18 protein-coding genes and 12 pseudogenes are annotated in these 25,202 nt (G+C 59.0%); 26 read left to right on the forward strand and 4 right to left on the reverse strand.

All coding sequences use genetic code 11. From position 1 onward, the window contains the following. Positions 1 to 45: 45 nt before the first annotated feature. The 3 genes and pseudogenes from AC1D0N_RS29275 to tnpB (AC1D0N_RS29285) form a co-directional block, all read left to right on the forward strand. Positions 46 to 1,320, forward strand: coding sequence for a pyridoxal phosphate-dependent decarboxylase family protein (locus AC1D0N_RS29275; protein ID WP_477249833.1), 1,275 nt, complete (start codon positions 46 to 48; stop codon positions 1,318 to 1,320). Between the two features lie 268 nt (positions 1,321 to 1,588). Continuing rightward, a complete protein-coding gene (tnpA, locus tag AC1D0N_RS29280; protein WP_477249860.1) occupies positions 1,589 to 1,975 on the forward strand; it encodes an IS66-like element accessory protein TnpA in 387 nt (128 codons plus the stop codon). Between the two features lie 26 nt (positions 1,976 to 2,001). Beyond that, positions 2,002 to 2,088, forward strand: a pseudogene (tnpB, locus tag AC1D0N_RS29285) (IS66 family insertion sequence element accessory protein TnpB); the annotation flags it as partial. 85 nt (positions 2,089 to 2,173) lie between these two features. Here tnpB (AC1D0N_RS29285) and AC1D0N_RS29290 read toward each other — a convergent pair. Next, positions 2,174 to 2,377 (reverse strand): annotated as a pseudogene (locus tag AC1D0N_RS29290) (tyrosine-type recombinase/integrase); the annotation flags it as partial. Positions 2,378 to 2,399: 22 nt separating this feature from the next. On the opposite strand from AC1D0N_RS29290, the pseudogene AC1D0N_RS29295 reads away from it, so the two are divergent. From AC1D0N_RS29295 to tnpC, 14 genes and pseudogenes are all read left to right on the forward strand, one after another. Then, positions 2,400 to 2,630, forward strand: a pseudogene (locus tag AC1D0N_RS29295) (tyrosine-type recombinase/integrase); the annotation flags it as partial. 114 nt (positions 2,631 to 2,744) lie between these two features. Next, positions 2,745 to 2,885, forward strand: a pseudogene (locus AC1D0N_RS29300) (transposase domain-containing protein); the annotation flags it as partial. Positions 2,886 to 3,084: 199 nt separating this feature from the next. Beyond that, positions 3,085 to 3,804 (forward strand): GntR family transcriptional regulator, encoded by a 720-nt coding sequence (locus tag AC1D0N_RS29305; protein WP_477249835.1) that lies wholly within the window; start codon positions 3,085 to 3,087, stop codon positions 3,802 to 3,804. A 111-nt stretch (positions 3,805 to 3,915) separates the two neighbouring features. After that, positions 3,916 to 4,049 (forward strand): annotated as a pseudogene (locus AC1D0N_RS29310) (IS6 family transposase); the annotation flags it as partial. 50 nt (positions 4,050 to 4,099) lie between these two features. Beyond that, on the forward strand, positions 4,100 to 4,504 hold the full coding sequence (locus AC1D0N_RS29315; RefSeq protein ID WP_477249837.1) for a hypothetical protein: 405 nt from the start codon (positions 4,100 to 4,102) through the stop codon (positions 4,502 to 4,504). Between the two features lie 353 nt (positions 4,505 to 4,857). Further along, positions 4,858 to 6,264 carry an amidase gene (locus AC1D0N_RS29320; RefSeq protein WP_477249839.1) on the forward strand — a complete coding sequence of 469 codons (1,407 nt, stop codon included), beginning with the start codon at positions 4,858 to 4,860 and terminating at the stop codon, positions 6,262 to 6,264. Between the two features lie 210 nt (positions 6,265 to 6,474). Then, a complete protein-coding gene (locus AC1D0N_RS29325; protein WP_477249840.1) occupies positions 6,475 to 7,173 on the forward strand; it encodes a CoA transferase subunit A in 699 nt (232 codons plus the stop codon). A gap of 13 nt (positions 7,174 to 7,186) precedes the next feature. After that, complete coding sequence (locus tag AC1D0N_RS29330) at positions 7,187 to 7,816, forward strand: 3-oxoacid CoA-transferase subunit B (RefSeq protein ID WP_477249842.1); 630 nt, start codon at positions 7,187 to 7,189, stop codon at positions 7,814 to 7,816. Positions 7,817 to 7,865: 49 nt separating this feature from the next. Further along, the gene (locus AC1D0N_RS29335; RefSeq protein WP_477249844.1) at positions 7,866 to 9,047 is read left to right on the forward strand and encodes an acetyl-CoA C-acetyltransferase; all 1,182 of its coding nucleotides are present in this window, start codon (positions 7,866 to 7,868) and stop codon (positions 9,045 to 9,047) included. Positions 9,048 to 9,194: 147 nt separating this feature from the next. Further along, positions 9,195 to 9,665, forward strand: a complete 471-nt coding sequence (locus tag AC1D0N_RS29340; RefSeq protein WP_477249861.1) for a thioesterase family protein — start codon at positions 9,195 to 9,197, stop codon at positions 9,663 to 9,665. A 224-nt stretch (positions 9,666 to 9,889) separates the two neighbouring features. After that, a pseudogene (locus tag AC1D0N_RS29345) lies at positions 9,890 to 10,079 on the forward strand (IS21 family transposase); the annotation flags it as partial. Positions 10,080 to 10,112: 33 nt separating this feature from the next. After that, positions 10,113 to 10,509 (forward strand): annotated as a pseudogene (gene tnpA, locus AC1D0N_RS29350) (IS66-like element accessory protein TnpA). Next, positions 10,506 to 10,853 (forward strand): IS66 family insertion sequence element accessory protein TnpB, encoded by a 348-nt coding sequence (gene tnpB, locus AC1D0N_RS29355; protein WP_477249846.1) that lies wholly within the window; start codon positions 10,506 to 10,508, stop codon positions 10,851 to 10,853. Before tnpA (AC1D0N_RS29350) ends, tnpB (AC1D0N_RS29355) begins: the two are co-directional and overlap by 4 nt. 2 nt (positions 10,854 to 10,855) lie before the next feature. Then, positions 10,856 to 11,659 (forward strand): annotated as a pseudogene (gene tnpC, locus AC1D0N_RS29360) (IS66 family transposase); the annotation flags it as partial. Positions 11,660 to 11,724: 65 nt separating this feature from the next. Here tnpC and AC1D0N_RS29365 read toward each other — a convergent pair. The 3 genes and pseudogenes from AC1D0N_RS29365 to AC1D0N_RS29375 all read right to left on the reverse strand — a co-directional run. Then, the gene (locus AC1D0N_RS29365; RefSeq protein WP_477249847.1) at positions 11,725 to 12,495 is read right to left on the reverse strand and encodes an SDR family NAD(P)-dependent oxidoreductase; all 771 of its coding nucleotides are present in this window, start codon (positions 12,493 to 12,495) and stop codon (positions 11,725 to 11,727) included. Positions 12,496 to 13,228: 733 nt separating this feature from the next. Then, positions 13,229 to 13,344, reverse strand: a pseudogene (locus AC1D0N_RS29370) (IS481 family transposase); the annotation flags it as partial. An 89-nt stretch (positions 13,345 to 13,433) separates the two neighbouring features. Then, positions 13,434 to 13,577: pseudogene (locus tag AC1D0N_RS29375) on the reverse strand (IS481 family transposase); the annotation flags it as partial. Between the two features lie 402 nt (positions 13,578 to 13,979). On the opposite strand from AC1D0N_RS29375, the gene AC1D0N_RS29380 reads away from it, so the two are divergent. From AC1D0N_RS29380 to AC1D0N_RS29420, 9 genes and pseudogenes are all read left to right on the forward strand, one after another. Next, positions 13,980 to 14,864, forward strand: a complete 885-nt coding sequence (locus AC1D0N_RS29380; RefSeq protein WP_477249849.1) for a beta-keto acid cleavage family enzyme — start codon at positions 13,980 to 13,982, stop codon at positions 14,862 to 14,864. Between the two features lie 62 nt (positions 14,865 to 14,926). Further along, the gene (locus AC1D0N_RS29385; RefSeq protein WP_477249850.1) at positions 14,927 to 15,637 is read left to right on the forward strand and encodes an aspartate/glutamate racemase family protein; all 711 of its coding nucleotides are present in this window, start codon (positions 14,927 to 14,929) and stop codon (positions 15,635 to 15,637) included. Positions 15,638 to 15,720: 83 nt separating this feature from the next. After that, entirely contained in the window at positions 15,721 to 16,626 is a 906-nt protein-coding gene (locus AC1D0N_RS29390; protein ID WP_477249851.1) for a 3-hydroxyacyl-CoA dehydrogenase NAD-binding domain-containing protein, read from the forward strand. Between the two features lie 261 nt (positions 16,627 to 16,887). Beyond that, on the forward strand, positions 16,888 to 19,386 hold the full coding sequence (locus AC1D0N_RS29395; protein ID WP_477249853.1) for a CoA transferase: 2,499 nt from the start codon (positions 16,888 to 16,890) through the stop codon (positions 19,384 to 19,386). A gap of 14 nt (positions 19,387 to 19,400) precedes the next feature. Next, a pseudogene (locus AC1D0N_RS29400) lies at positions 19,401 to 19,865 on the forward strand (IS6 family transposase); the annotation flags it as partial. Positions 19,866 to 20,659: 794 nt separating this feature from the next. Then, positions 20,660 to 21,822 (forward strand): annotated as a pseudogene (locus tag AC1D0N_RS29405) (M20 aminoacylase family protein). A gap of 664 nt (positions 21,823 to 22,486) precedes the next feature. Beyond that, the gene (locus tag AC1D0N_RS29410; protein ID WP_477249855.1) at positions 22,487 to 23,836 is read left to right on the forward strand and encodes an aspartate aminotransferase family protein; all 1,350 of its coding nucleotides are present in this window, start codon (positions 22,487 to 22,489) and stop codon (positions 23,834 to 23,836) included. A 24-nt stretch (positions 23,837 to 23,860) separates the two neighbouring features. Then, entirely contained in the window at positions 23,861 to 24,448 is a 588-nt protein-coding gene (locus tag AC1D0N_RS29415; protein ID WP_477249857.1) for a phosphotriesterase family protein, read from the forward strand. A 35-nt stretch (positions 24,449 to 24,483) separates the two neighbouring features. Then, a complete protein-coding gene (locus AC1D0N_RS29420; protein WP_477249858.1) occupies positions 24,484 to 24,897 on the forward strand; it encodes a phosphotriesterase family protein in 414 nt (137 codons plus the stop codon). Positions 24,898 to 25,202: the final 305 nt, after the last annotated feature.

Below are 25,202 nucleotides of genomic sequence, written 5' to 3' on the forward strand. Positions count from 1 at the left end.
ATACTAATTGGGTTTAGTCACCCCAGATCATTTGCGAGGAATGGAATGTCGAACATTGAGCACAAGCGGCGCGGGTTGCCTAAAAAGGGCATCGAGTGGCCCACGCTGCGCGTTAAGCTCGAGGAATTGAAGGACGGTGACTTCAAATGGCGGGAAGGGCGCGTGCCGTCCTATACCTACTTTTTCAACGACGAAACTCTGAGGGTTCAAAAGGAGGCCTATTGTGAGTTCATGTCCGAAAACGGACTGGGCGCCGGAAGGGCTTTTCCGAGCCTATCGCGCATGATCGACGACATCTTTGCGATCGGGCTGGAGCTATTCAACGCACCGGACGGGTCGGGGGCATCTTTCACGTCTGGTGGCACCGAGAGCGTTTTTCAGGCGGTCAAAACCGCCCGAGATCAGGCGCGCGCGATGCGGGAGGAAAAATTTGGCCACTACAACGTCGTCACACCGCTTACAGCTCATCCTTGCCTAAGCAAGGCTGCCGAGATACTCGATGTCACGGTGAAACGGGTTGACCTCGACGCCGAGCGACGTGGCGACCTCGCGGCGCTGGAGCAGGCGATAGACGAACATACAATAATGCTCTATGGGTCCGCCCCCTGTTATCCGTACGGCGTTTTTGATCCGATCGCTGATATGGGCCGGCTGGCTCAGAAGCGTCAGCTCTGGCTCCATGTCGACGCGTGCTGGGGCGGGTTCATTTCACCTTTTGCTAAGAAGCTCGGCTATCCAATTCCCGAATGGGATTTTAATGTGCCGGGGGTTACCAGCCTGTCAGCAGACGTTCACAAGTTTGGTTATGGGGCGAAAGGCGCGAGCCTGGTCCTCTATCGAGACGCTCAAGTGCAAAAGTACGAACGCTTTGAGTTCAGCGACTGGCCGCGCGGAACATACGTTACGCCGACCTTCATGGGTACAAAGCCAGGCGGAGCCATCGCCGCAGCTTGGGCTGTGATGCAATATCTCGGCGAAGAAGGCTATTTACAAGCAACTCGAGAAACTATGGATGCAACAATGCGTTTGGTTCAAGGCATCAACAACATACCGGGGTTGGTCTGCCTTGAACCAACAGGTGAAGCAAATCTCGTCACCTTTGTCGCCACTGATCCGGCCATAGACATCATGGCCGTTGCCGATCGCCTCGAAAAGAGAGGGTGGTTCCGTGGCCGCATGCGCGAACCACTGGGGATTCATCAGGGCGTTAACCCGGCTCACCTGCCCGTCGTAGACGACTATCTTTCGGAAGTTTCAGCAGCCGTCGATTTCGTGACGAGCCGCAGGCTGTCAGCCAAATACGATGAGCGTTCTTATTGATCGGTCGCGGCTTGGCAGGGCGTCGACTGTGTGAAGTCCAGATGAGTTAAACCAAGCCTCCCAAGGCGCCGTGCTCTGTGGACTCGATTGCGAGTCCGGGGAGCACGGGACACAACACTGTCATACTTGATCGTAAGCGCTGTCCCGTTGGCACCTTTCGCGCGTTGTCGTGAGCGACGATGCTCGGAGCCTTTGAGGGCTTCGACACAGGACGATTTCAGAGCTTACGCTTAAGTCCAGGGACGAGGAGCCGGTTCGACGGCTTGAGATATTCACGGGTTCTGGACGGCGGCGCGAATGGTTGCCGGAGGAGAAGGCGCGGATCGTGGCGGAAAGCTACGATGCTGGCGAGACCGTGAGCGCGGTGGCTCGGCGGCATGCATTGTCCCCGCAGCAGCTGTTCGCCTGGCGCCGGTCCGCGCGGGTGCCGTTGGCGAATGCGCCAGCACCAGAGCCGTTGTTTGTTCCAGCGGTGGTCGCGGCACAGGAGCCCGAACCGGCGGGGAAGCGCGCGAGATCGACACGGAAGCGGAAGGCCGCGCGAGAAACCGGCGTGATAGAGCTGGAGATTGACGGCGTCGCCATGCGGGTCGGTCGTGGCGCCGACGCCAGGACGGTGGCGGCGGTGATCCGTGCGCTGAAGGCGCCGTCGTGATCGGGCCGACGGGTGTGGTCAAGGTGATGGTCGCGACGAAGCCGGTGGACTTCCGCAAGGGGGCCGAGGGCCTGGCGGCGCTGGTGCGCGAGACGATGGGCGCCGATCCGTTCTTATGTGTCGGGCGAGATTATGTGGCGGAGCCGCCCTGACCCCTTTCGGGCCGGCCAAACCCAGCTTGCCTCCGCCACATAATATTCAGATGGAGTTCAGCAGTTGCAGAACGGCATCGGTGGGCCGGAAGCGCGCCCCGTAATTGCCCTCGATGCCCGCCTTCTCGAGTCCATTGCGCATCATCTCGACATCCGCTGTGGCATAGCGGTGGGTCGTGGCGACCTGTGCGTGCCCGAGCCAGGCTTGGATCGTCAAAAGGTCCACGCCGGACTGAAGAAGCTTCATGGCGAGGGAGTGTCGCCTATGTCGACCAAGACATAGCCGTCACAGCGCTGCCATGGAGCTGCTGCAGGCGGGCGTCGATTGTTCGGTCATCGCCCTATGGCTGGGCCATGAGGCGATGGAAACGACGCTGACCTATCTTCACGCACATCTTGAGCTGAAGGAATCCGCACTTGCCAAGCTGAAGCCATACGAACGCGCAAAGGCCGAACGATTTCGACCAAACGACCGGCTTCTTGAGTTCCTGAACGCCCTTTGAGCATGAGAACTATGCCGAGTGTCAACGACCGGTTCTTGGTCGAAATGGCGGGCAAAGCGCTTCATACCGCCATGATCGGAAGAGGCGCTCGGCATAGTTCGGCGGTCGGCATAAACCGCGAAACTCAACGGCGTCGACCCGTACGCCTACCTCGCCGACGTCATCACCCGCATCGTCGCACGCCATCCGCAAAGCCAGCTCGACGACCTGCTGCCCTGGGCCTATGCCCCCGCGCCACTCAAGGCCGTGGCCTGAGAACAGCGGTTACACTTGATCGGCGGCGGGCTATGAACATCGACCGCAGGTGGGAGTATGGCAGCCAGGACGTGCGAAGCCAGCTGATCACAAGTCCAACTCTTTGAGCCACCATCTGCACGCAGCTTGTAGGACCGTGATCACAACGCTATTGAATCGATCTGGCGAATTGCGAAGGCGACTCGAAGGAACGGCTTAAATGAACGCGCGATCCCAATCCGTGCACACACCCTTCGAGGGTATGGGGGTGGTAAGTAAGCTCTCGCTTCCGGAGCAAGTTTACGCCTCCTTGCGAGAGGAGCTGATGAGCGGGCGCTTTGCTCCCGGTCAGCGGGTCCCGCTGAGGGCAATCGCGACGGCAATGGGTACCAGCACGATGCCGGTACGAGAAGCCGTCAACCGCCTCGTAGCGACCGGCGCCCTGGAGCTGCTTCCGAACCGGCGCGTGAGTGTGCCCACACTATCGGAAGATAGGTACAAAGACCTCACCAAGGCCAAAGTTCTCATCGAATCGGCAGCCGCCGAGGCAAGCGTTCCGTTCCTCACCAATGAGATTCTGGAGCGTCTTACGACGCTTCACGTGCAAATGTGCAAGGTTACAAGCTTGCCGCACAACGTCGCCAACGTTCAGGAATATCTCAAACTGAACAAGGATTTTCACTTCACTATCTACTCAATGTCGGATTCATCGGTGCTAATGAACGTGATCGAGTCGCTTTGGCTCCAGGTCGGGCCATACTTCAATCTGCTGCACTCCGAGACCACGGGATGGCGTGGCAACGATCGGCATGAAGAAATCCTAAGGGCTCTCGTCGCTAGGGACCCGCTTTGGGTGAGGGTGTCAGTCCGTGCCGATCTCAAAGGGGCGGCCGACTATATTCTGGGTAATGGCCTGCTTTCGCTGCAGCTCGTTGGCTGATCGTCAGGCGGCGTGGCCGCCGGCATGTTGGCAGGATTTTGGGTTCTGTCGCAAACTTTTCGGAAAGGTCATTTGCTGCATGACGCTTGCTCTTTTTTCCGGGAGTTTGTCATGTTCAAAGGCCGCCATTTGGTCGGTCCGTGATCCTGCTGTGCGTTCGCTGGTATCTTGCCTACAATCTCAGCCTGCGCGATTTGGGAGAGATGATGGCCGAGCGCGGCATTCACGTCGACCATTCCACTGTCATCACCGCCAACCAGAGATCCCGTTCGAGCAGCAGCGGCAGGCTGTTATTTTGGCGTCCGAAAAGAAGCTGCAGGGATTGGAGTCGCTCGCGCAGCCCTTTGAAGAGGAGAGCGTGAGGATGGTGCGCGCGCTTGGCAGACTGACGACAAAACTTCAGACGGAGCTCGATGAAAACGAACTAATCGGAACGACCGAACGAGGCCTGTTCAGAATCAACCGCACCGATCTGCGCTCGATAGCGACGAAGATGGAGCTTCCGGACAGCAGGATCGATGAAGTGCTCAAGCGTGCTGAGAAAGACGGATTCATCCGAGGTGACGGTTCGGCTGCATCGGCGCTTCGCACCTCACTTCAGGTTCTCGTATCGCGGCCCCTATGCGCCGGCCCATTATGGCATCTAAAAGTCTCTTCTCATCTGAATTCCAGATGCATCAAATCTCAATACAATATTTGACTACGGGCGACGCCGGGAGCAACTGTTCGTGCAATGCACTGCCGTTTGAGAAACGGCCGCGGTGGACCTAGTTCTGGTTGAGAATTCAAAAGCACGGGCTGTGTGCCAAGGTTAATCCGCGGATCAACGCTATCGTCGAGTTTTAAGAAGATGCTGAAACCGTTGCCGGTGCGGACGGAGGACTCTTCCATGGCGTGCCGTTCCTTCGTAAGGATCGGGGCCACTGAAGCGAACCGCCTTCAGGAAAAACGAAGCCGCCTGTTCAAGGACTGTCGCTCCCAGACCGACAGTTATTTTTTTCGTCGCGGAGGGCTCCGGTGTGTCGGGAGAACAACAACGCAAGGGCTGATCGCATGAACTCTCAGACCATCGGCTTTGTGCCAGCCGTCGAACTAGCCGAGCTTATTCGCACCAAAGAAGTTTCGCCGGTCGAGTACATGAGCGCGCTGTTGGCCCGAATTGCTGAGCTGGAGCCAAGAATAAACGCATTCGCTTACCTTGCTGCAGATCGCGCGATGGAGGATGCGAAAAAGGCGGAAGCTGCTTTGGGAAGCGGTGAAAGGATTGGCCGGTTACACGGTGTGCCTGTCACGATCAAGGACTTGCAGATCACCAAAGACATGCCGACACAGCAAGGCAGTAAGATCTTTGGCGGCGATCAGCCGGCCGAGGATGCGCCGCTCGTGTCGCGCCTGAGAGACGAAGGCGCGATAATCCTAGGAAAGACTACTGTATCTGAGTTTGGCTGGACCGGCGTCTCGCGCAGCCCACTAACAGGCATCACCAGCAACCCGTGGAAGCTCGGCTACAACGCTGGCGCGTCCTCTGCTGGCGCTGGCGCTGCGGCAGCGGCAGGTTATGGTCCGCTGCACCAAGGCAGTGACGGAGGGGGATCGATCCGCTGTCCGGCGCATTTCTGCGGTGTGTTCGGACTTAAGCCTAGCTTTGGGCGCGTGCCGAACTATCCTGTCCCCGCAGGTGACATGACTTCCCACGTCGGGCCGATGACGCGTACCGTTGCCGACGGGGCGCTGATGCTTGAAATCATGGCAGGGCCTCACCCTCTTGACTATGCCTCTCTCGAGGCAGGGCCCGCCAATTACCTCGACCGGCTGCGCGATGGCGTGAAAGGCAAGCGCATTGCCTACAGCCCCGACCTCGGTATTGCTCGCGTCGAGCCCGCGGTCGCCGAACTCGTCAAGGCCGCTGCGGCGCGGTTCGCGGAACTTGGCGCCATAGTCGAGGAGGTCCGCACCCCCTGGGCGAAAGATGGACCGGAGCTGTTCCGCTTCTTCTGGACGGCGGGCCTCTCCGGCCTTGCCCGCTATCTTCCGAAATGGGAGGCGGAAATGGACCCCGGGCTCGTCGCTTGCATCAGGCAATCGGCGGACATTCCCGTCTCCCGCCTTTTGGAAATGCGCCGGCGGAAGATGGACTACGTCGCAAACATCCATCGCTGGTTCCAAGACTGGGATTTACTGCTGACGCCCTGCGCGTCAGTCGCGGCCTTTCCGGTCGATAAGCTGACGCCAGGGGTTGAGGTGACAGATCCCTGGAAAGAATTGAGCTGGGTCGAATTCACTTACCAGTTCAATATGTCATGGAATCCAGCCGCCAGCGTGCCTTGTGGGTTCACTCCGAATGGCTTGCCAGTGGGCCTGCAAATCGTCGGCAAACGCTTCGACGATCTTGGCGTGCTGCAGGCATCCGCTGCATTTGAGCAATTGCAGCCATGGGCGGACAAGCGACCGCATCTCTGACGGCTTTTGCACCAGCGTCGCGTCCGGCGCATGCAGGAAGCCGATGCGATCAAGATTGCCTAGGTCTCGCGTTCTGGCCGAACCTGGCATAGTAAGTCCTCCACGTATGACTACGTATTCTTACGAATAGTCGTTTCCTATGCAATCCGCAAAGTTGCAGCAATATGAGGTCCCGCCGAAAGGCGCGGGCATCGCAAAGCGAAGGCTAAGATGAATAAGGTTTTTCCCAGTGCACCAAATGCGTTGGAGGGTGTGCTCCACGACGGCATGACAATCGCTGCTGGTGGCTTTGGCCTTTGCGGCATTCCCGAGCTGTTGATCGATGGGATACGGGATGCGGGTACGAAGGACCTGACGATCGCGTCGAACAACTGCGGCGTCGATGATTGCGGGCTTGGCGTGCTGCTCAAGACCAAGCAGATCAAGAAGATGATCTCCTCTTATGTCGGCGAGAACGCCGAGTTCATGCGCCAGTACCTGAGCGGGGAACTGGAGCTCGAATTCAATCCGCAAGGGACGCTGGCCGAGCGCATGCGTGCCGGTGGTGCCGGCATCGCCGGCTTTTACACCAAAACCGGCGTGGGCACCGTCGTGGCAGAGGGCAAGGAGCACAAGGTCTTCGACGGGGAAACCTATGTGCTTGAGACCGGCATCGTCGCCGACCTGTCAATTGTGAAAGGCTGGAAGGCAGACGCCTCAGGCAACCTCGTGTTCCGCAAGACAGCGCGCAACTTCAATCCGCCGGCTGCTACCTGCGGCAGGATCTGTATTGCCGAAGTCGAGGAGATCGTGCCCGTCGGCAGCCTCGATCCCGACCATGTCCACCTGCCTGGCATTTATGTCCACCGCCTGATCCAGGGCAAGCACGAGAAGCGCATCGAACACCGCACCACGCGCGTAGCAGCGTAAGGGGAGGGAAGATATGGCCTGGGATCGAAACCAGATGGCTGCGCGTGCGGCCCGCGAACTTGAAGATGGGACCTATGTCAACCTCGGCATCGGCATTCCAACTCTTGTTGCCAATCACATTCCCGAGGGGGTTCGGGTAACGCTGCAATCGGAGAACGGGCTTTTGGGTATCGGGCCGTTTCCGACTGACGATCAGGTCGATGCCGATCTCATCAATGCCGGCAAGCAGACGGTGACCGGACTGCCGCATTCGGCCTTCTTCGACTCGGCGCAGAGCTTCGCGATGATCCGCGGTGGCAAAATCGCAATGGCGATCCTCGGCGCGATGGAGGTTGCCGAAAACGGCGATCTGGCGAATTGGATGATACCGGGCAAGCTCGTCAAAGGCATGGGCGGTGCAATGGATCTGGTTGCCGGCGTAAAGCGTGTGGTCGTGGTCATGGATCACACCAGCAAGGCCGGAGAGTCCAAGGTGCTGAAGGCCTGCACCCTGCCGCTGACCGGTCAGCGCGTGGTCGATCGGATCATCACCAACCTTGGCGTACTCGACGTCGTTGAGGGCGGGCTCAAGCTGGTGGAACTGGCAGAAGGCGTCACCGACAGTGAGTTCCGCAATGCCACCCAGGCAACGATCGTCAATTGAGGCTTGGCACCGGAGCCAAGGCTCAGTTCTGAAAACAGGGGAAGCCATCATGAGCAAGACTTCAATCGTTCTCGCCAGTGCCGCACGCACGGCCGTCGGCTCCTTCAACGGTGCCTTCGCGGCCACCACGGCGCATGAACTCGGTGCTGTCGTCATCAAGGAACTTTTGTCGCGAGCCGGTGTCGAAGCCGCAGAGGTCGACGAGGTCATCCTCGGTCAGGTGCTGACCGCCGCTCAGGGCCAGAACCCCGCCCGCCAGGCCTCGATCAATGCCGGCCTGCCCAAGGAGACCACCGCCTGGGGCCTCAATCAGGTTTGCGGCTCGGGCCTGCGCGCCATCGCGCTCGGCATGCAGCAGATCGCAGCTGGCGATGCCAAGGTGATCATCGCCGGCGGCCAGGAATCGATGTCGCTGTCGCCGCACGCAGAGCATCTGCGCGCCGGCGTCAAGATGGGCGACTACAAGATGATCGACACGATGATCAAGGACGGGCTGTGGGACGCTTTCAATGGCTATCACATGGGCAACACGGCCGAGAATGTCGCTCGCCAGTTCCAGATCACCCGTGACGACCAGGACCAGTTTGCCGTTGCCTCGCAAAACAAAGCCGAGGCTGCGCAGAAGGCCGGCAAGTTCAAAGACGAGATCGTCGCCGTCATCATCAAGGGCAAGAAGGGCGACACCATTGTCGACCAGGATGAGTACATCCGCCACGGCGCCACGATCGACGCCATGACCAAGCTGAAACCGGCTTTCGACAAGGACGGCACGGTGACCGCCGCCAACGCCTCCGGCATCAACGACGGCGCCGCCGGCGCACTGCTGATGAGCGAAGCGGAAGCCGTCAGGCGCGGCATCACTCCGCTGGCGCGCATCGTGTCCTGGGCCACCGCCGGCGTCGATCCGCAGATCATGGGCACCGGGCCTATTCCGGCTTCGCGCAAAGCGCTGGCCAAGGCCGGCTGGTCGGTCGGCGACCTCGATCTTGTCGAGGCCAACGAGGCCTTTGCCGCACAGGCCTGTGCCGTCAACAAGGACATGGGCTGGGATCCGTCGATCGTCAACGTCAATGGCGGCGCCATCGCCATCGGCCATCCGATCGGCGCCTCAGGCGCCCGCGTCTTCAACACGCTGGTCTACGAGATGCGCCGCAGAAGTGCCAAGAAAGGCCTCGCGACGCTCTGCATCGGCGGCGGCATGGGCGTCGCCATGTGCGTGGAACGAATATAGCGGAGCGGAACATAAGCGACGGGCGCCGCCAACTTCCGGCCCTGTCATGTGTCGCTTGAGCGCTCTTTCGGCGGCAGCAGCGACGTGTCAACAAGCAATAAGGGCGGCACTGTAATCTTCTAACATTACACGAGATCGAGCAAATTGATGGATGCGACCCGAATATTCGCGACAATGGTGACCGACGATCTTATCGACGGATATGGGCACATGAATATGGTGCACTATCTGGCAGCGTTCAGTAAAGCTGCCGATTTACGGCTCGACGCTTCGATACGTCTAAGTCCGGATCGTTCGATGATCTCTGGCCTCGTCACCGCCGAAGCGCGGGTCGCTTACAAGAAAGAAGCGATGCGCGGCGACAATTTGCTCCTAACTACTTGGATAGCCGACCTTGACGAAAAGCGAGTCCATGTCGCGCAAACGATGGTGCGTGGCGACGGAACGTTACTGTCGACAGCTGAACAGCTTTTCCTGAATTTCAACCTGCTATCGCGCCGCGTAGAACCATTCCTGCCCGATGTAATGGCCGAGCTTGGACGCGGGGTTGAGGCGGACAGTGGTAAATTCGATCCGGGCATTGTCAGTCGCCGAATGGGCATACCGAGAATAGTATGAAGTTACCTGATCTTCGTCAGTCTGTGTTGGCGGCACCTTGATGCGTGTACGTTAGGCGGCAGATTCGAAGTGTCCACCGGCTCCGTTGGTAGGCGTGATGATCCGGGTAAAGAACTCGGAACGTGGCGAAAGCTTCCATGCCCACGAGACCGTGAGCGCCCGGGCGATACACCGGTCGTCAGTGGGTTGAGGCGGCCGATCAGGCTGACTAAATCGTGGGCGCGCTCTTCCCCCGGCCAGAATATCGAAGGGCTTTCGACGCAGAGCAGCTGCTGACCTGCCGACTTGTAAGTTGGCGTCGAACTGCTGGCGCTGGCTAATAATCGCGGCTGCGAGCGTCAACTGGCCGAGGAGCTTGCCAGAACGCTAGACGCCCACAAACTGCGTACGCCTCCGAGGAGGGCCGCCTTGCGGAGAAGTCCGGCCTGTAGCTGACTGTCGGTATGGATATCCTTACTGACAGTCATCACAATCAGTCGCCTCGAGATTGTTGACACGGGTCGCCGGCGTCGGTGGTCGGAGGAAGCTAAGCTTCGAATCGTCGAGGAGAGCATTTCGGGTCCTCGTCTGGCCTCGGCGACGGCTCGCCGGCACGGCCTTTCCAGGCAGCAACTTTTTTCTTGGCGCAAGGCCTATCGCGAGGACCGGCTTGGCAGCGGGTCCGGGAGCGGGTTCGTGCCGGCGTTGGTCGTGCCCGAAATCGGTCCTCATGGCGGCATGACCGCGACAGGCGAAGGCCGTCTTGAGTTCGTCAGTGCGAACGGCCGCCGGGTGATTGTCGATCGCAATGTTGATGTTGCGACGCTGCTGCGGATTGTCCAGGGGGCTTGAGACGTTGCGATGATCCCGGTTCCGACTGGCGTCCGGGTATGGCTGGCCACGGGCTACACCGACATGAGGAAGGGCTTCCCGTCCTTGTCGTTGCAGGTTCAGGAGGTTCTGCGGCGCGATCTGCTGAGCGGGTATCTGTTCTGCTTCCGCGGTCGCCGGGGCGATCTTTTGAAGGTGATCTGGCATGACGGCCCGGGAGCGTGCCTGTTCACGAAGCGGCTGGAGCGGGGTCGGTTTTTGTGGCCAGGCCCGGCCGATGGCGCGGTGACGATCTCGGCGGCGCAGCTCGGTTATCTTCTGTCCGGAATTGACTGGCGCAATCCTCAGGAAAGCTGGCGTCCGACTTCGGTCGGGTGAGTGGTGGGAGCAGGCCGTCGAAACTGGGCGAGGATGTCACCGAGACGTTGGAGGTGATTCCGCGCCAGTGGAAAGTGATCCAAACGGTGCGCGAAAAGTTCACCTGCCGCGACTGCGAAACGATTACGGCGCCGTTCCATGCGACGCCGCGCGGCTTCATCGGGCCGAAGCTTCTGGCGACGATCCTGTTCGACAAGTTCGGCCAGCACATCCCGTTGAACCACCAGAGCGCCCGCTTCAAATGCGAAGGCATCGATCTCGGCGTCTCGACGCTTGCCGACCAGGTTGGCGCCGGCGTGTTCGCGGCCATGCCGCTCTACCGATTGATCGAGGCGCATGTCCTGGCGGCCGAGCGGCTGCATGGCGACGACACCACGGTGCCGATCCTGGCCAAGGGCAAGACGATCACCGGACGAGTATGGAGCTATGTCCATGACGACCGGCCGTTCGGTGGGACCTCGCCGCCGGCGGTCGTTTATTACGCCTCGCGGGATCGCCGCGGCGAGCATCCGGCGCGGCATCTGCAAAGGTTCACCGGCATTCTTCAGGCCGACGCCTACAGTGGCTTCAACGCTCTCTACGATCCGGCGCGCAAGCCGGCGCCGATTACGCCGGCGCTTTGCTCGACGCACGCGAGGAGGCAGTTCTTCGAACTGGCCGACATCGCGAAGAATGCCCGTCGAGGACGAACGGCGGCGGCCATCTCGCCGATCGCGCTGGAGGCGGTCAAGCGTTGCGTGGTCTGGCGCTCGGAAGAAAGGCATGGCTGTTCGGGATTAGTTGCCGACCGTTCATGTGCAACTCGCATCGCTCATTAAAAGGGTCAACCGCATATACATCGAGGGATGACCGCACTAAGTCCTCCAATTCTTCAGCTTAAAAGGAATACGCCACCATCCGCTATTACAACCTGGGCGGTCATGTATGACGCACCTGCCGCGAGATACACTATGAGTTCCGCATACTCTTCAGGCTGACCGATACGCTGAAGCGGAACAGTGGTTCGCGCACTCTCCTCGGCGTCCCCCCCCCATGAGCATTCCCAAGGAGAATTTACCGCTCCGGGAGCAATACCGTTGACCCTCACCCGAGGGGCCAAAGCCTTGGCCAAATGCCTAGTCAATTGAACCAGCCCGGCCTTGGCGCAAGCATACGCGGTACTGCTAGTGCCGTTACACGCGAATGCGCCTGTGGATACCGTATTGACCACTGCGCCATGGCTCTCAATGAGAGCGGTACGGGCAGCTTTGGTCATCCAGAACGCACTCAATAAATTAACGTCCAGCATCTTCTGCCAGAAGGCGGGTGTAAGAGCATCAAAATCATCTATAGGGATTGGCGATTTCGTACCTGGCGCTCCAGCATTGTTGACGAGATAATCAAGGCCGCCCAGCACTTCCAAGGCAGAAGAGACAACTTGTGCGGCGGAGTCTGGTTGGCTGACATCTCCCGGCACGCTATAAACGTCAAGACCTTCGTCCCTTAGTTTGGCGACTTCAACGATCAGCTTTTCGTTTGTGCGTAAGTCATTTATTGCGACACTAGCGCCAGATCTTGCTAGTTTTATCGCTGTGGCAAGACCGATACCGGAAGCCGCTCCTGTTACAATAGCCTTTTTATTTCGCAACTCAAAGTTTATCATACCGTCCTCCTGGACTTAGGTCAAATTTTACTTCATTGCGGGTGAGTGCTATTGCACTGCGATATTTTCGCACGCTCCTTGCCTTTGGGTGCCTTTGGGTGCCTTTTCGCTGCCGACAAAGGCAAGGGTCGCGTAGGCGCGCCGCACCACACATCACGGCTGCATCGAGATCGGCCGCCAAGGCGGTCGATGCATGACTCACGCGAACCAAAACAGATGTTGCGCGCCACCTTTGCCACGGATTCAGGAAGCTGCCGCCGTGCGCCGCCCTTCTGACCCCGGGGGAAGGAGTCTTGCAAGTCTAGGATGATGCCATCTGCACCCCGCTCATGAGCCGTTTCCCCAAAGCGCGGAACGTGAGCGGAAACGAAGAGCTGGGTTCTCCAGCGCATAGACATGGCACTTTCAACGGTTGCAAATTGTCTTTGATCACGGAGTCGTATCTGCGGTCGATTCTAGCGAGGCGGTGCTTGGTGGCCAGCGGGCTGAGAAATGGCGGGCGAATGCCGTGCGTTCTGTCCAGATAGTATGTTTCAGTAGAATAGGTGTTGCCAATATAATGTCCCGAACGGCCCCATCTCTTTTTGAGATAGGGTCTGCGTAATGGGGTGTTTCGACGGTAGGCGCTTGGTGCAAGGGTTTGCGTAATAAGCGACGGCAGTCTCGAGGAAGGCGACAGGGCTTTCTTTGCGCTGGTCGGGCATGACTCCGACAAAAGCGATGTGCGAGGCTCGTCTTTTAGCCGTGACAGGCCGGCGCTGCCAGCACCCGGCTCACCGTTGTCTCGGACACCTCAGTTTCCTTGGCGATGTGCTTGCCGGTCAGGCGCTGCCGGCGCAGTGCCTCGATCGCATTCTCCGCCGAGGCCTCGGTTCGCCTCGGGGCTTGTCTTCGGCCTCGAGGAGAGTCGACCATGCCGGCGCGTTCCGCGGCTCGGAACGCTCCATCCAGCGTGTCACCACCTTCCACGTCACCCCGTACGTCCGCGCCACACGGGCTTTGGAAAGACGGCCTTCAACAACGTCTCGGGCCATCTCCTCTCGACGCAGCAACGTCAGGTGGGCATTCTTATGGATGTGCATTTGGTTCTCCGAGAATCGCTAAAGCTTTGACGACCCACCTTTCCCGGTCGCGACCGAATGGATAACCTATTAAAAGCTCACAGGTAGGACCGTAGTCTCTGCGAGTGCTGCGAATGTCAAAGGTTCATTGATTCGAACTGTCTCGCATTCAGATGCTCTACCGCGCCTCGTCGCGCGGGAGACACCACACCGAGCTCTCCGACCAGCGGCCACACACAGTCATCTGGCTTCGAGATGGGCGGCGGCGACAATCAATATTTGACGAACACGTGAGGCGCATGAAGAATTAGCCAGGTAGAAGATCGGCCGCCCCCACCTTTCGATAGCATGACCACTCGTCGCCGCCACCGAGTGCATGGCGCCGGAATAAACAATTAAGACGATTCCGAAGTAGGAGTTCTAATGTCGCGGAAAGTCATTGTCACGTGTGCAGTCACCGGAGGGGGTTCCGCGGTTCTTGCGAAGCATCCAAATATCCCCAAGACGCCATCGCAAATCGCGGAGGCTGCACTGGACGCTGCAAAGGCTGGGGCTGCGATTGTTCACATTCACGTCCGTGAGCCTGACACGGGGGCCCCATCAAACCGAATTGAGCTCTATGAACAGGTTGTAAAGAAGCTTAGGGACGCGGCAACGGATGTCATCATCAACTTAACCTGTGGAATGGATGGTGAAATTGAACTTGATTCTTTGGACCCCCCAAAAATCGGAAAGTCGAGCACACTTAAGAACGCTGTTGGACGCTGCCTCCACGCCGTCAAACTTCAGCCAGAGCTGAGCACCCTGGATTGCGGAACGATGGCTTTTGGGGAGCGGATTTTTGTTGCGCGTATGTCCGATCTGCGAGAGATGGCGTCACTTATGCGCGAGGCTGGTGTCAAGCCCGAGCTCGAATGCTTCGATCTAGGCCACATTGAAATCGCTAAGAAACTCATCTCCGAAAACATAATTGACGGTCCGCCCCTTTTCCAATTTTGCCTCAGCACAGGTTATGGTGCTCCCGCTGTGCCGATCGCTGTGCAGGCGATGCGTGAGATTCTCCCTTCCGGGGCAGTCTGGGGTGGGTTTGGCTGTGGTGCAGATGAGATGCCGATGGTTGGGCAGTTGGTGGCTATGGGCGGACACGTCCGGGTAGGTTTGGAAGATAACATTTATCTCCGACGTGGGGTGCTGGCATCCAATGCCGAGCTCGTTGACAATGCGGTTGGGATCATCGAGCGCATGGGCGCCAGCATCGCCACACCTGCCGAGGCACGGGCAATCCTCGGGGTAAGAAAGCGCGGCTGACCGCGCTCGCGTATCCCATGCAACGAACGATGATAGCGGACTAACACCTCATGGAGGCCGGAATGACGTCGCAAACCGGAAGCTGCCTTGGAATTCTGGGCTTGGAACCTGGTTTGCCGGACGGCGTGACGCGGCCGGCGCCGCCGTCCGGATCGCTGTTTAGTTCAGCCACTTTCGACGTTCCCGTAATATCGGAAACCGTCGAGGGAGCCTGGGCGGATGTTGTGATGCAGGGCGAACCTGCGCTCGAGCCTGCGTTTGTGACAGCAGCTCGGAGGCTGGTAGAGCGAGGCGCAGTCGTAATCAGCTCGGACTGCGGCTCTGCTGTTCGGCATCAAGCAGCGGTGGCTGCAGCGGTAAGTGTCCCGGTAGTAATGTCCAGTCTGCTCTTAGTGCCGGCGCTGCTCCGCCAACTGCCGCCAAAAACCAAACTCGCTGTTGTCACAGCTGATTCACGCGTGTTTCGAGATGATTTGCTTGGGCTCAGTGATAAGGCCGACCGGGATCGGATCGTCATCGGCGGCATCGAAGGCGGTAAGATGTTGGAAAACGCGTGCATGCGTCCGCCGCAACCGACCGATATCGCCGACATCGAGAATGATGTGGCAGCTTGTGTCGCGCGGCTCTGCGTCGCACATCCGGACATCGCTGCGCTACTGTTCACGTGCACTGGATTCCCGCCGATAACGCCGGCAATCCGACGTATGACAGGGCTCCCTATCTACGACATCACAACCATATGCCGGATGACGCTTGAGTCAGTTGGCACCTAATGTTGTCATCGCTTCAAGTTCATCAGGTTCCTCGCAGCCCACTCGAGAAGTATCTCTCCAGATCCATTGATATGAGGTAATCTATGCGTATCGCATGCATCGGCACAGGGACCCTAGGCGCGAGCTGGGCGGCATTGTTCATTACTGGCACGCATGAGGTGACCGCATGGGACCCGGCAACGGGTTGGCAGGATCGTCTATTGGCCGCCCTCGACCGCTACGAGCCGCAATTGCGAGAGCTTCAAATGCCAACTGTACGGTCGCGCCTTCGACTTTGTGCCAGTTTGGGTGAGGCGGTGGCCGAGGCAGAGCTCGTTCAGGAAAATGCCCCGGAACAGATAGATCTCAAACGAGCGCTGGTCCGGGAAATTGCCAGTCTAGCGCCGCTCGATTCGATTATCGCCTCCTCCACATCAGGACTTTTGCCAGCAGATATCGCTGCAGGGATTCCCAATCCGGGTCGCCTCCTCGTAGCACATCCTTTTTCCCCACCGCACCTGGTCCCGGCAATGGAGATCGTCGGCACACCTGAAATGCCGACTGAAAGACTTGAAGCTGCGGTCGAATTCTACCGCAGCATCGGCAAACAACCGGTTGTATTGGCGCATGCCATCCCGGGTTTTATCGGCAACCGCCTGCAAGCCGCGATGTGGCGGGAGGGGTTCCACATGATCGCGGCCGGCGAGGCTACGATGGAAGATATCGATAACATCATCAAGGGCGGACCTGGTCTCCGCTATGGCATTTCAGGCCCATGTGAGGCCCAATTGGGTTGGGTAGATCAGCGGGAGGCCCCGGGCGAGATAGATGAAGAAAAGTGGTCGATCCTGATGGACACTGACTGGAGCCGCCTGCCCGGTCCGCCGCTGACCAACGCACTGCGCGACATCCTTCGTCCGCAACTCTTGGCAGCGCACGCAAAGAGGCTCACCGGCGACGCATACGAGAAGCGGCTAATTGCAGTGCGACGTGCAGTCGGAAATATCTGAGGTTCAGACCGACTTGACCGGAGTCTATTGGCGGTTTGCCCTCTTGGAATTTCGGACTTGGAAACGTGCCTTTGCCAACGGCGTGACGCGCCGCCGGCGGCGCGTCCGGCTGGCTCTATAAGCTACTCCTGCGGGAATAGTCGCGCTGCGTCGCAAGAGCGGCGAGGTCAGGAGCGATCCTCTGCGTGATCGGACGCTGGTAACGACATTAACTTCACGTGCTTGCCGCATGCAACACACTCTCTAGGGGAAGGCATAAAGATGCGACGTTCCTCCCTTCCTCTTTCCGGCATAAAAGTTGTTGATTTTGGGCAGTACATTGCCGGTCCCGCAACGGCGATGATCCTTGCCGATCTTGGCGCAACGGTCGTGCATATCGACCCGCCATCTGGTCCGCTCTGGGAGAGCCCGGCAAATGCGACCCTCAATCGAAATAAGCTGGTCGCCTCAATCGAATTGAAAAGCGAAGAGGGTGTGGCCCAAGCGCTGGCACTCATTGCTGAAGCGGACGTAGTTATCGAAAATTTTCGCCCGGGTGTGCTTGCACGGCTCGGCATTGACTTCACTGCGATTCGAGAAGCCCAGCGCGATTTGATTGCAGTGTCCATTCCCGGCTTTTCCTCCAATGATCAGCTCCGTCGCGAGTGGCGCGCATTCGAATCTGTCATTGCCGCATCCTCCGGCGTGTTTAGCGTTTTGTCTCTCTCTCGCAACCTGATGGGGATTAATCCGTCCTTTTCGCCGCTACCTTTGGCCTCCGCTTACGGCACGCTGCTTGCTGCATCTGCAATCGTCTTGGCGCTTCAGGCGCGGGAGCGCAGCGGAATCGGTGACGTGATCGAGGTACCTCTCGCATGCGCGGTGATGGAGGGTCTTTCCTACAACTCGATCAGCATCAGCGATCTCCCGTCCCGCTACAAATCACAAACTGAGATCGAGGTCGAACGCCGGCTCGAAAACGCGTTGCCGATGGACCTATCCTACGAGTCCACACGGGAACTGGCCAATCCATTTTGCCGCAGTTATAAGTGCAAGGATGGCCGCATGTTCCATGTCCTATGTGCCGGCCACAAGCATCATCCGATTCGCTGCTTAGAAGTGCTCGGCCTTTTCGACGAATTGGTGGCCGAGGGGCTGGCAGTGGAGGAGGATGTCTATCTTCCAGCCCGCGAATGGCAATCCGACGTTTCGTTCGATGCGTTGCCGAGAGACTGGGCCGACAAGATCACTGAAAGGATGAAGGCCGCTTTTTTAAGCCGGACGTCAACAGAATGGGAGTATATCTTCGGGGAAGGACTCATTCCCGCCGCGCCCCAGCGTTGGTTGCAGGAATGGATCGGCGACGACCACGCAGCTTCTGCGGGCCTGATGATTAAGGTCGACGATCCCATTTATGGTCAGATGACCCAGCCCGGACCTGTGGGCTGGCTAGAGGAAAGCGGGGAAGCGATGTTGAGCCCGGTGCCGAGAAAATGGGTCACCTTTGACCAGGCCGTCGCCGCACTCTCGGCAATGCCTGGCAAGGCGCCGACGCTCCGCTCGGCCGATGGACCGAAAGGATGGCTTGACGGCGTACGAATTCTGGATCTGTCTAATGTTGTCGCTGGCCCGCATTCGACGTCCTATCTCGCCCGCTTCGGAGCAGAGGTGATTAAAATCGACCCGGCCAGTCCACTTTATGAGCCCGAGGTAACCGTAATCTACGGCCTCACTCATTTGCGCGGCAAGCGCTCGGCTCTGGTAGACATTGGCTCATCTGGCGGTCGAGAGGCCTTCAAACGGCTGGTGAAATCGGTTGATGTCGTGATCTGGAATGCGCCTGACCGACAGGTCAAGCGCATGGGGCTCGACTTGGAGAGCTTGAAAGATCTCAATCCGGACGTGATTTTCTGTCAGCTGGACTGTTTCGGTGGCGTCCGCCGCGGCTCACGCAGCGACTATCTCGGCTATGAAAACAATGTCCAGGCGGCGACCGGTGTCATGCTTAGATTCGGTGGCTCGAGCGCGACGCCCGAGAACCACGTGTCGGTCGGTACGCTGGATGTGATGGGCGGGTTGAGCGCGGCCCTGGGTATCGCCGTGGCATTGTTCCAGAAGGCAAGGACCGGCCAAGCGGGGCGCGCCCGTACGTCGCTGTCGGCACTCTCCAGCCTATTGCAGATTCCATTTTGCTACGACTATGAAGGGCGTGGACCGTTCGACGAGCCATCAGGACCGGCTTCCAAGGGCTATGATGCACTGAACGGTCTCTATGAGACGGCCTCAGGCCGGAGCCTTCTGGTCAGCGCGTCCGAGCGAGACCTGCCCCGATTCGGCCGGGTTGAGGGCCTTGGAGCTTTGGCTGATATGCCGAATGCCTATCGCATGTCTTTCTTGGCCAAGGCCTTCCTTACAAAGTCAGCCGAGGAATGGGTATCAAGGCTTCAGTCAGCCGATATCGGAGCCGCAATCTGTGAGGATATCGCCGTGCTGCGCTCAAAATATGCGAGGATTGCGGATGGTGCCCCGGGCATAGATCAAGGCAGTTATTCCTTCTCGACGCTGCCTGATCATCCAAGCGGTCACGTCGTGACGCAGGTTGACCCTTATGCAGTGCGCCCCATGTCTGCAAAGATTTACTCCCCGGTTCCGCCCGAGAAATATGGAGCATCGACGCGGCAAATATTGCGCAGCTTGCAATATAGCGAGCAAGAGATCATCGAGCTTTTCGCTGCGGGCCAAGCCAGCGAAAGCTGGAGCCGCGAATATTTGCCGAGCTGAGGCAGTTCTGAAGTGACTATGCGCACCTGGACGAGGTCGTCATCACCATCGCCGGCAGGAAACACTGGTTGTGGCGCGCCGTCGACCAGGATGGCTATGTGCTCGACGAGATCGTCCAGAACCGCCGCAACACCAAAGCGGCCAAGCGCTTGCTGACGCGGCTGCTGAAGAAGCAAGGCATCGCGCCGAAGCGCATGATCGCCGACAAGCTGCGCTCCTATGGAGCAGCCAGGCGACAGGTGATGCCGGACGTCGAGCATTGGTCGCACAAGGGATTAAACAACCGGGCGGAGAATGCACATGTGCCGCTGCGAAAACGGGAGCGGATGATGCAAGGCTTCCGATCACCAGGAGCACTGCAACGCTTCGTTTCGATCTTCTCGCTCTGCGCAATCTCTTCGTCCCGCCCCGCTCAAAACGCTCCGCTCGCTCGCCTGCAGGCCATGGCGGAATGGAAAGCCGTGGCCGTGGTCAGCTGACATCATCGACCACAGGTCCCAACGCGTTTATATGCAGACAACGTGACATCTTCGTAGCTCGTCTTCCGCCAGACATTGCCCGCAGACATCGACAAGCCGGCCTTCCGGCGGCCCAGCTTCGGATGTGTCCAGCGCCGGCTTGTGAAGCGCTGCGCGCCCTCATCATCACGCTTGGCTCGAACTATGGAAGCCTGCTGATGCTCGACTGGTTGGTGGCGGACCTGCCGCACCGCCTGCCGGCGGCGATCGGCATCCTGAAATCTGTCCGCTTCGAAGGCCTCCTGGGCCGCCAGGACGACATCGATCTCACCTGAGAGGTTCTGGCAGGCTTCAATCGCCCGCCTCGATACGCCGCCCTTCTCAAACCGTCATCACCCAGCTTCCGCCATAGCTCTCCGACAAATCGCTCTCACGCTGCAGCCCGCAGCACCATGAGCGCCGGGGCATCAAAGCCCCGCAGAAACCAACCTTGACCCTCCAGCGCGTTCCAAAGTCCAGTCTCAGCTGCGGTGAGAAGACGCCGCACACCTGCATGACCCAAGGCTCAGCGGCGCTCAAAACCACAAGGCTCATGAATAGGACGGGTTAGCATATAGCGATGCCGGATGGCCTGCTGCCAGGAAGTGCAGCCGTCCATTACATCATCACGCTACCATCCATCTCGCTTCTAGATGAAGATGATATCCAAACTGCATTTGACGGAAGCCGCCGTGACAATGATGTTTGAACGAACATAGTCGCCATTCGGCCAACGATAGATATGCCGAGAGGCTACAAAAATACGAGGGCATGGCATGCACGACGTTGAGACGTTTCGGGATTTGCAGAGCGAGGCAACCGAGTGGCGCCACTACCTTCACCAAAATCCCGAGCTCGATTATCGCCTGCACAACACGGCCCAGTTCGTGACCGAGAAACTGGCTTCGTTCGGCATCAATCATATCGAAACGGGGATAGCTGAAACCGGTATCGTCGCATTGATCCAGGGCGAAGGTGGAGACGGGCCGACGATCGGGTTGAGGGCGGACATGGACGCCCTGCCGATCTTGGAAGCTTCAAACAAACCCTGGTCGTCAACGATTCCGGGCAAAATGCACGCCTGCGGCCATGACGGTCACACGGCCATGCTGCTAGGGGCCGCCAAATACCTTGCGAAGACGCGCAACTTCAAGGGTTCCGTTGCCCTGATCTTTCAACCCGCCGAGGAAGACGGACAGGGCGGCCAAAGGATGGTCCATGAGGGGATCATGGATCGTTTCGGCATCTCCCAGGTTTTTGGCATGCACAATAGGCCCGGAATAGAAGTGGGGAAGTTCCTCACATGCGATGGACCGAACGCGGCCGCGCTTGATGAGTTCGATATTGTCGTAAAGGGCAGGGGTGGCCATGCGGCCCAGCCGCATCGGACCATCGATCCGATAGTTGTTGCAGCCCAGATTATTGTCGGTCTGCAAACATTGGTTTCCCGCAACACGGACCCGACCGAGTCCGTCGTCATCTCCGTCACCAAATTGAATGCCGGAACAGCGTACAACATCATTCCAGAGTGCGCTGAATTGGCCGGCACCGTTAGGACCCTCCTGCCCCCCCTGCGGGATTCCGCAGAACGACAAATTGAGGCATTAGCACAAGGCATTGCCCGAGGATTTGGGCGGAAATCGAGTTCAGGCTTCGACGGCTCGAACCCATTATGTTCAATCACACTGAAGGGACCAATCTGGCAGTCAAGGCAGCACGCGCCCTCGTCGGGTCTGAATCCGTGGATGATAAGATGAGACCAAGCATGGGATCGGAGGACTTCGCTTACATGCTTGAGGCGCGGCCGGGCGCGTACATTCGCATTGGTAACGGCTCGACCGCTTCCTTGCACCACCCGGCGTATGACTTCAACGACGAAGCCCTGCCTTATGGCATCGGCTATTGGGTGAACCTGGTCGAGACGGCTTTGGCTGTTTGAGACTACGTCGATCGATCGGTCGCAGAAGGCAGGAATCCCGTCGGTGCGGGAACAATGGAGGAGAACATAAAATGAGCCTTTCGATAAGCCGCAGGCCTTTTGCGCGGATAACGTCGTCCGCTGCCGTGGCTGGCGTGCTGTCTTCCCTCGCCAGCCGGGCTACTGCGCAATCATCGCGCGACTTGAATATCGCCCTGCCTATCGCGCGAAGCGAATCCCCGAGCGAGAGGAAGAAATTTAGCCGACCGGCCGCAGCCGCTCACCGAGCGTTTCGGTGAAGATCCGCTTGGTGTCGACAAGCCGAGAGATCGAGGAGAGTGGCCATCGGCGCGTCGAAGGTGGCGAATTTCTCCGCAAAGGGTCGATGCGTCCTCCAATCCCGACCAAAATTGATCAGATCGAGAGTGAAGCCTCCGCTTGCGTCACGCAATTTCGCGCTGAGCATCCTGAAATCGGGATGCTGCTGTTCGAAGGCACGGCGCCATACAGGTACCCACCAATGACATCACGGAACTATGCCGGTAAGCTTGCGTCCTGCACGGAGAAATTGGCTACCTGTTTGCTCCCAGCGAGCAAGTCGTGATGCGCTATGCAGTGAGCCATGCGGGCCACGTCGCCCTTCCCCAAGGCGTCGATAGCGACGCGTCGAATTAAGGTCTAGAAGATGTCGGCCGTCCCCGAATGGAACAGCGCACTTGAATCGAGCTTGATCGAGGCCAGGGACCGCTTCATCGCGAAGCATCCCCGAAGCTGCGTACTTCACAACCAAGCCCGCACGGTCATGCCGGGTGGGAACACACGCTCCGTCCTGTATTATCAGCCCTTTCCGATTGCGATGGACAAAGGCGAAGGCAGTACACTTTGGGACATCGATGGCCATGAGTTTGTGGATCTCTGCGGCGAATACACGGCCGGCCTGTTTGGCCATTCTGAAATGCGGATCCACGACGCAGTTCGGCAAGCTATGACGCGGGGGCTGAACCTCGCCGCTGTGGGCAGGGCTGAAATCGAGCTTGCAAAACTCATCTGCGCGCGGTTTCCGTCGATTGAGCTCGTACGCTTCACCAACAGTGGCACAGAAGCCAATCTGATGGCGCTCACGGCGGCCCGCGTCCACACCGGCCGGGACACGATCCTCGCTTTTGGCGGTGGCTATCATGGCGGTGTGCTGTTGTTCACGCCCCAAGGTCCATCCCCAGTTACCGTTCCGTTCCCATTCGTTTTGGCCGGCTACAACGACCAGGACGCTGCGACGGCGGTGATAGAGCAGAACCGCGATCGGCTCGCGGCCGTGATCATCGAACCCATGCTCGGTAGTGGCGGTTGTATCCCCGCGGAGATCAGCTTCCTGAAAGCATTGCGGAAGGCAACGCGGGAGGTGGGCGCTCTGCTGATCTTCGACGAGGTTATGACATCGCGCATGTCTGATGGTGGGCTTCAAAAGCGCCTGGGCATTGTGCCCGATCTCACGACCCTGGGCAAGTACATGGCCGGCGGGATGAGCTTCGGGGCCTTCGGTGGCCGGGCCGACGTCATGTCCCTCTACGATGGGCGCCTGCCGCACGCGGGTACCTTCAACAACAACGTCCTCTCAATGGCCGCAGGTCGCGTTGCGCTGGGAGAAATTTTCACACAGGCTGCAGCGGAGGACTTGTACGAACGCGGCGAGCGGTTGCGGGCATCATTGAACGATCGTCTCACGAAGCTCGGCGTGGCTATGCACTTCAGCGGAGTGGGCTCGCTCGCTACGGCCCACTACCGCGCCCCCATGATCCGCCGCCCCTATACGCTGACGGCTCAGGAGGATGGTCTGCGGGAACTGTTCTTTCTCGACATGCTGCAAGCCGGCTTCTATCTCGCCCGACGTGGCATGATCGCGCTGAGCCTCCCGGTCCAACAATCGGATCTCGACCGCTTCGTCGATGCGGTGGAGGAATTCGCGCACACACGTCGGAGGCTGCTCGGGCCAATCGACTCCGCGGCGTTAGTACGCGCTGTCACACTCCGAACCTGAGCAGCCGGTCAATGGAGATGAAGCATGCGGTTGAGCAGAAATGAGATGAGGGGTAAGGCCCAGACGGTGCTGGGCCTAGTTGACCCGGCGACGCTGGGCCGGGCGCTGATGCACGAGCATCTCATCTGGGACGTCACACGGCCAGCTCGGCGGGACGCGTCTGCCACAAGCGGTCCGGATCCGCGCGACTACTGGAAACTAATGACCGGTGGCATCGCCGATGCGCGCAACACCACGCAGAGGGATCGCGGGCTGGCTGCTCGCGAGGCCGCCCGTATGGTCGAGGCAGGTGGCTGGACGATCGTCGAGCTGACGATCGGCGGTCTCGTGCCCGATCCCGAGGGCCTGGTGGAGGTGTCGCGGGAGAGTGGCGCGCAGATTGTGATGGGTTGCGGTCATTACGTCGACGACTACCAGGACCCGGACAATAACAAGCGGACTATCGACAGCTTCGCCCAGGAGATGATTGATCAGGTTCAACTGGGCGGCTGGGGAACCCAGATACGTGCCGGGATCATTGGCGAGATAGGCTGCCAGTGGCCGTGGACCGATCTCGAGAAGCGAGTGCTGGCGGCCGCCGTCATCGCCCAGCAGGAGACTGGGGGGCACTGACGATCCACCCGGCGCGCCATGAGGCCCACCCGTGGATGCTCGTTGAGTTCCTGCAGGAACACGGGGCCGATCTGTCGCGTACGATTATCGACCATATCGACAGAACGATTTTCGATGACGATCGCCTGTTTCGCCTCGCTGACTCTGGTGTCGTGCTGGAATGGGACCTGTTCGGGCAGGAGAACACCTATTACGCGCATGCCGACATCGACATGCCGAATGACGGTATGCGTATCCGGACGATTAGGCGTCTGATTGATCGCGGGCATCTCCGACAAATCGTGATCAGTCACGACATCTGCCATATAATCCGTTTGGCTGAGTTCGGCGGGCACGGCTACGCGCACATACAGCAGCAGGTCCTGCCTTTGATGCGAAAACGCGGTTATTCGGAGGACGAGATCAATGCCATTATGATCGACAATCCGCGCCGGCTGACTTTCGTCTGACAAGGCTCCGAGTGCCAGTGCTCGTCGGCGGAGAGTAGGATGCGGGCGCGGGTGAGTGCGGATTCCGACGATTTACCGGACGGCATTCCGATCAAAAACCGGACGCGATTCCGAGAATTAACCGGACGCGATTCCGATTAAATACCGGACAGTTTTGAAGCCTGGATAGTGCCTTTGGGTCAGCAACCTGGGCATGCATTTCCTCGACGGTAGAGGAGAGATGCATGCCGAAGAGAAGAAGGCTGACCATGAGACAATTGAGACAACTGCTTCGCCTAAGCGCGGACGGCATAAGCGTTCGCGAC

The organism is Mesorhizobium sp. P2_E10 (assembly GCF_056404235.1).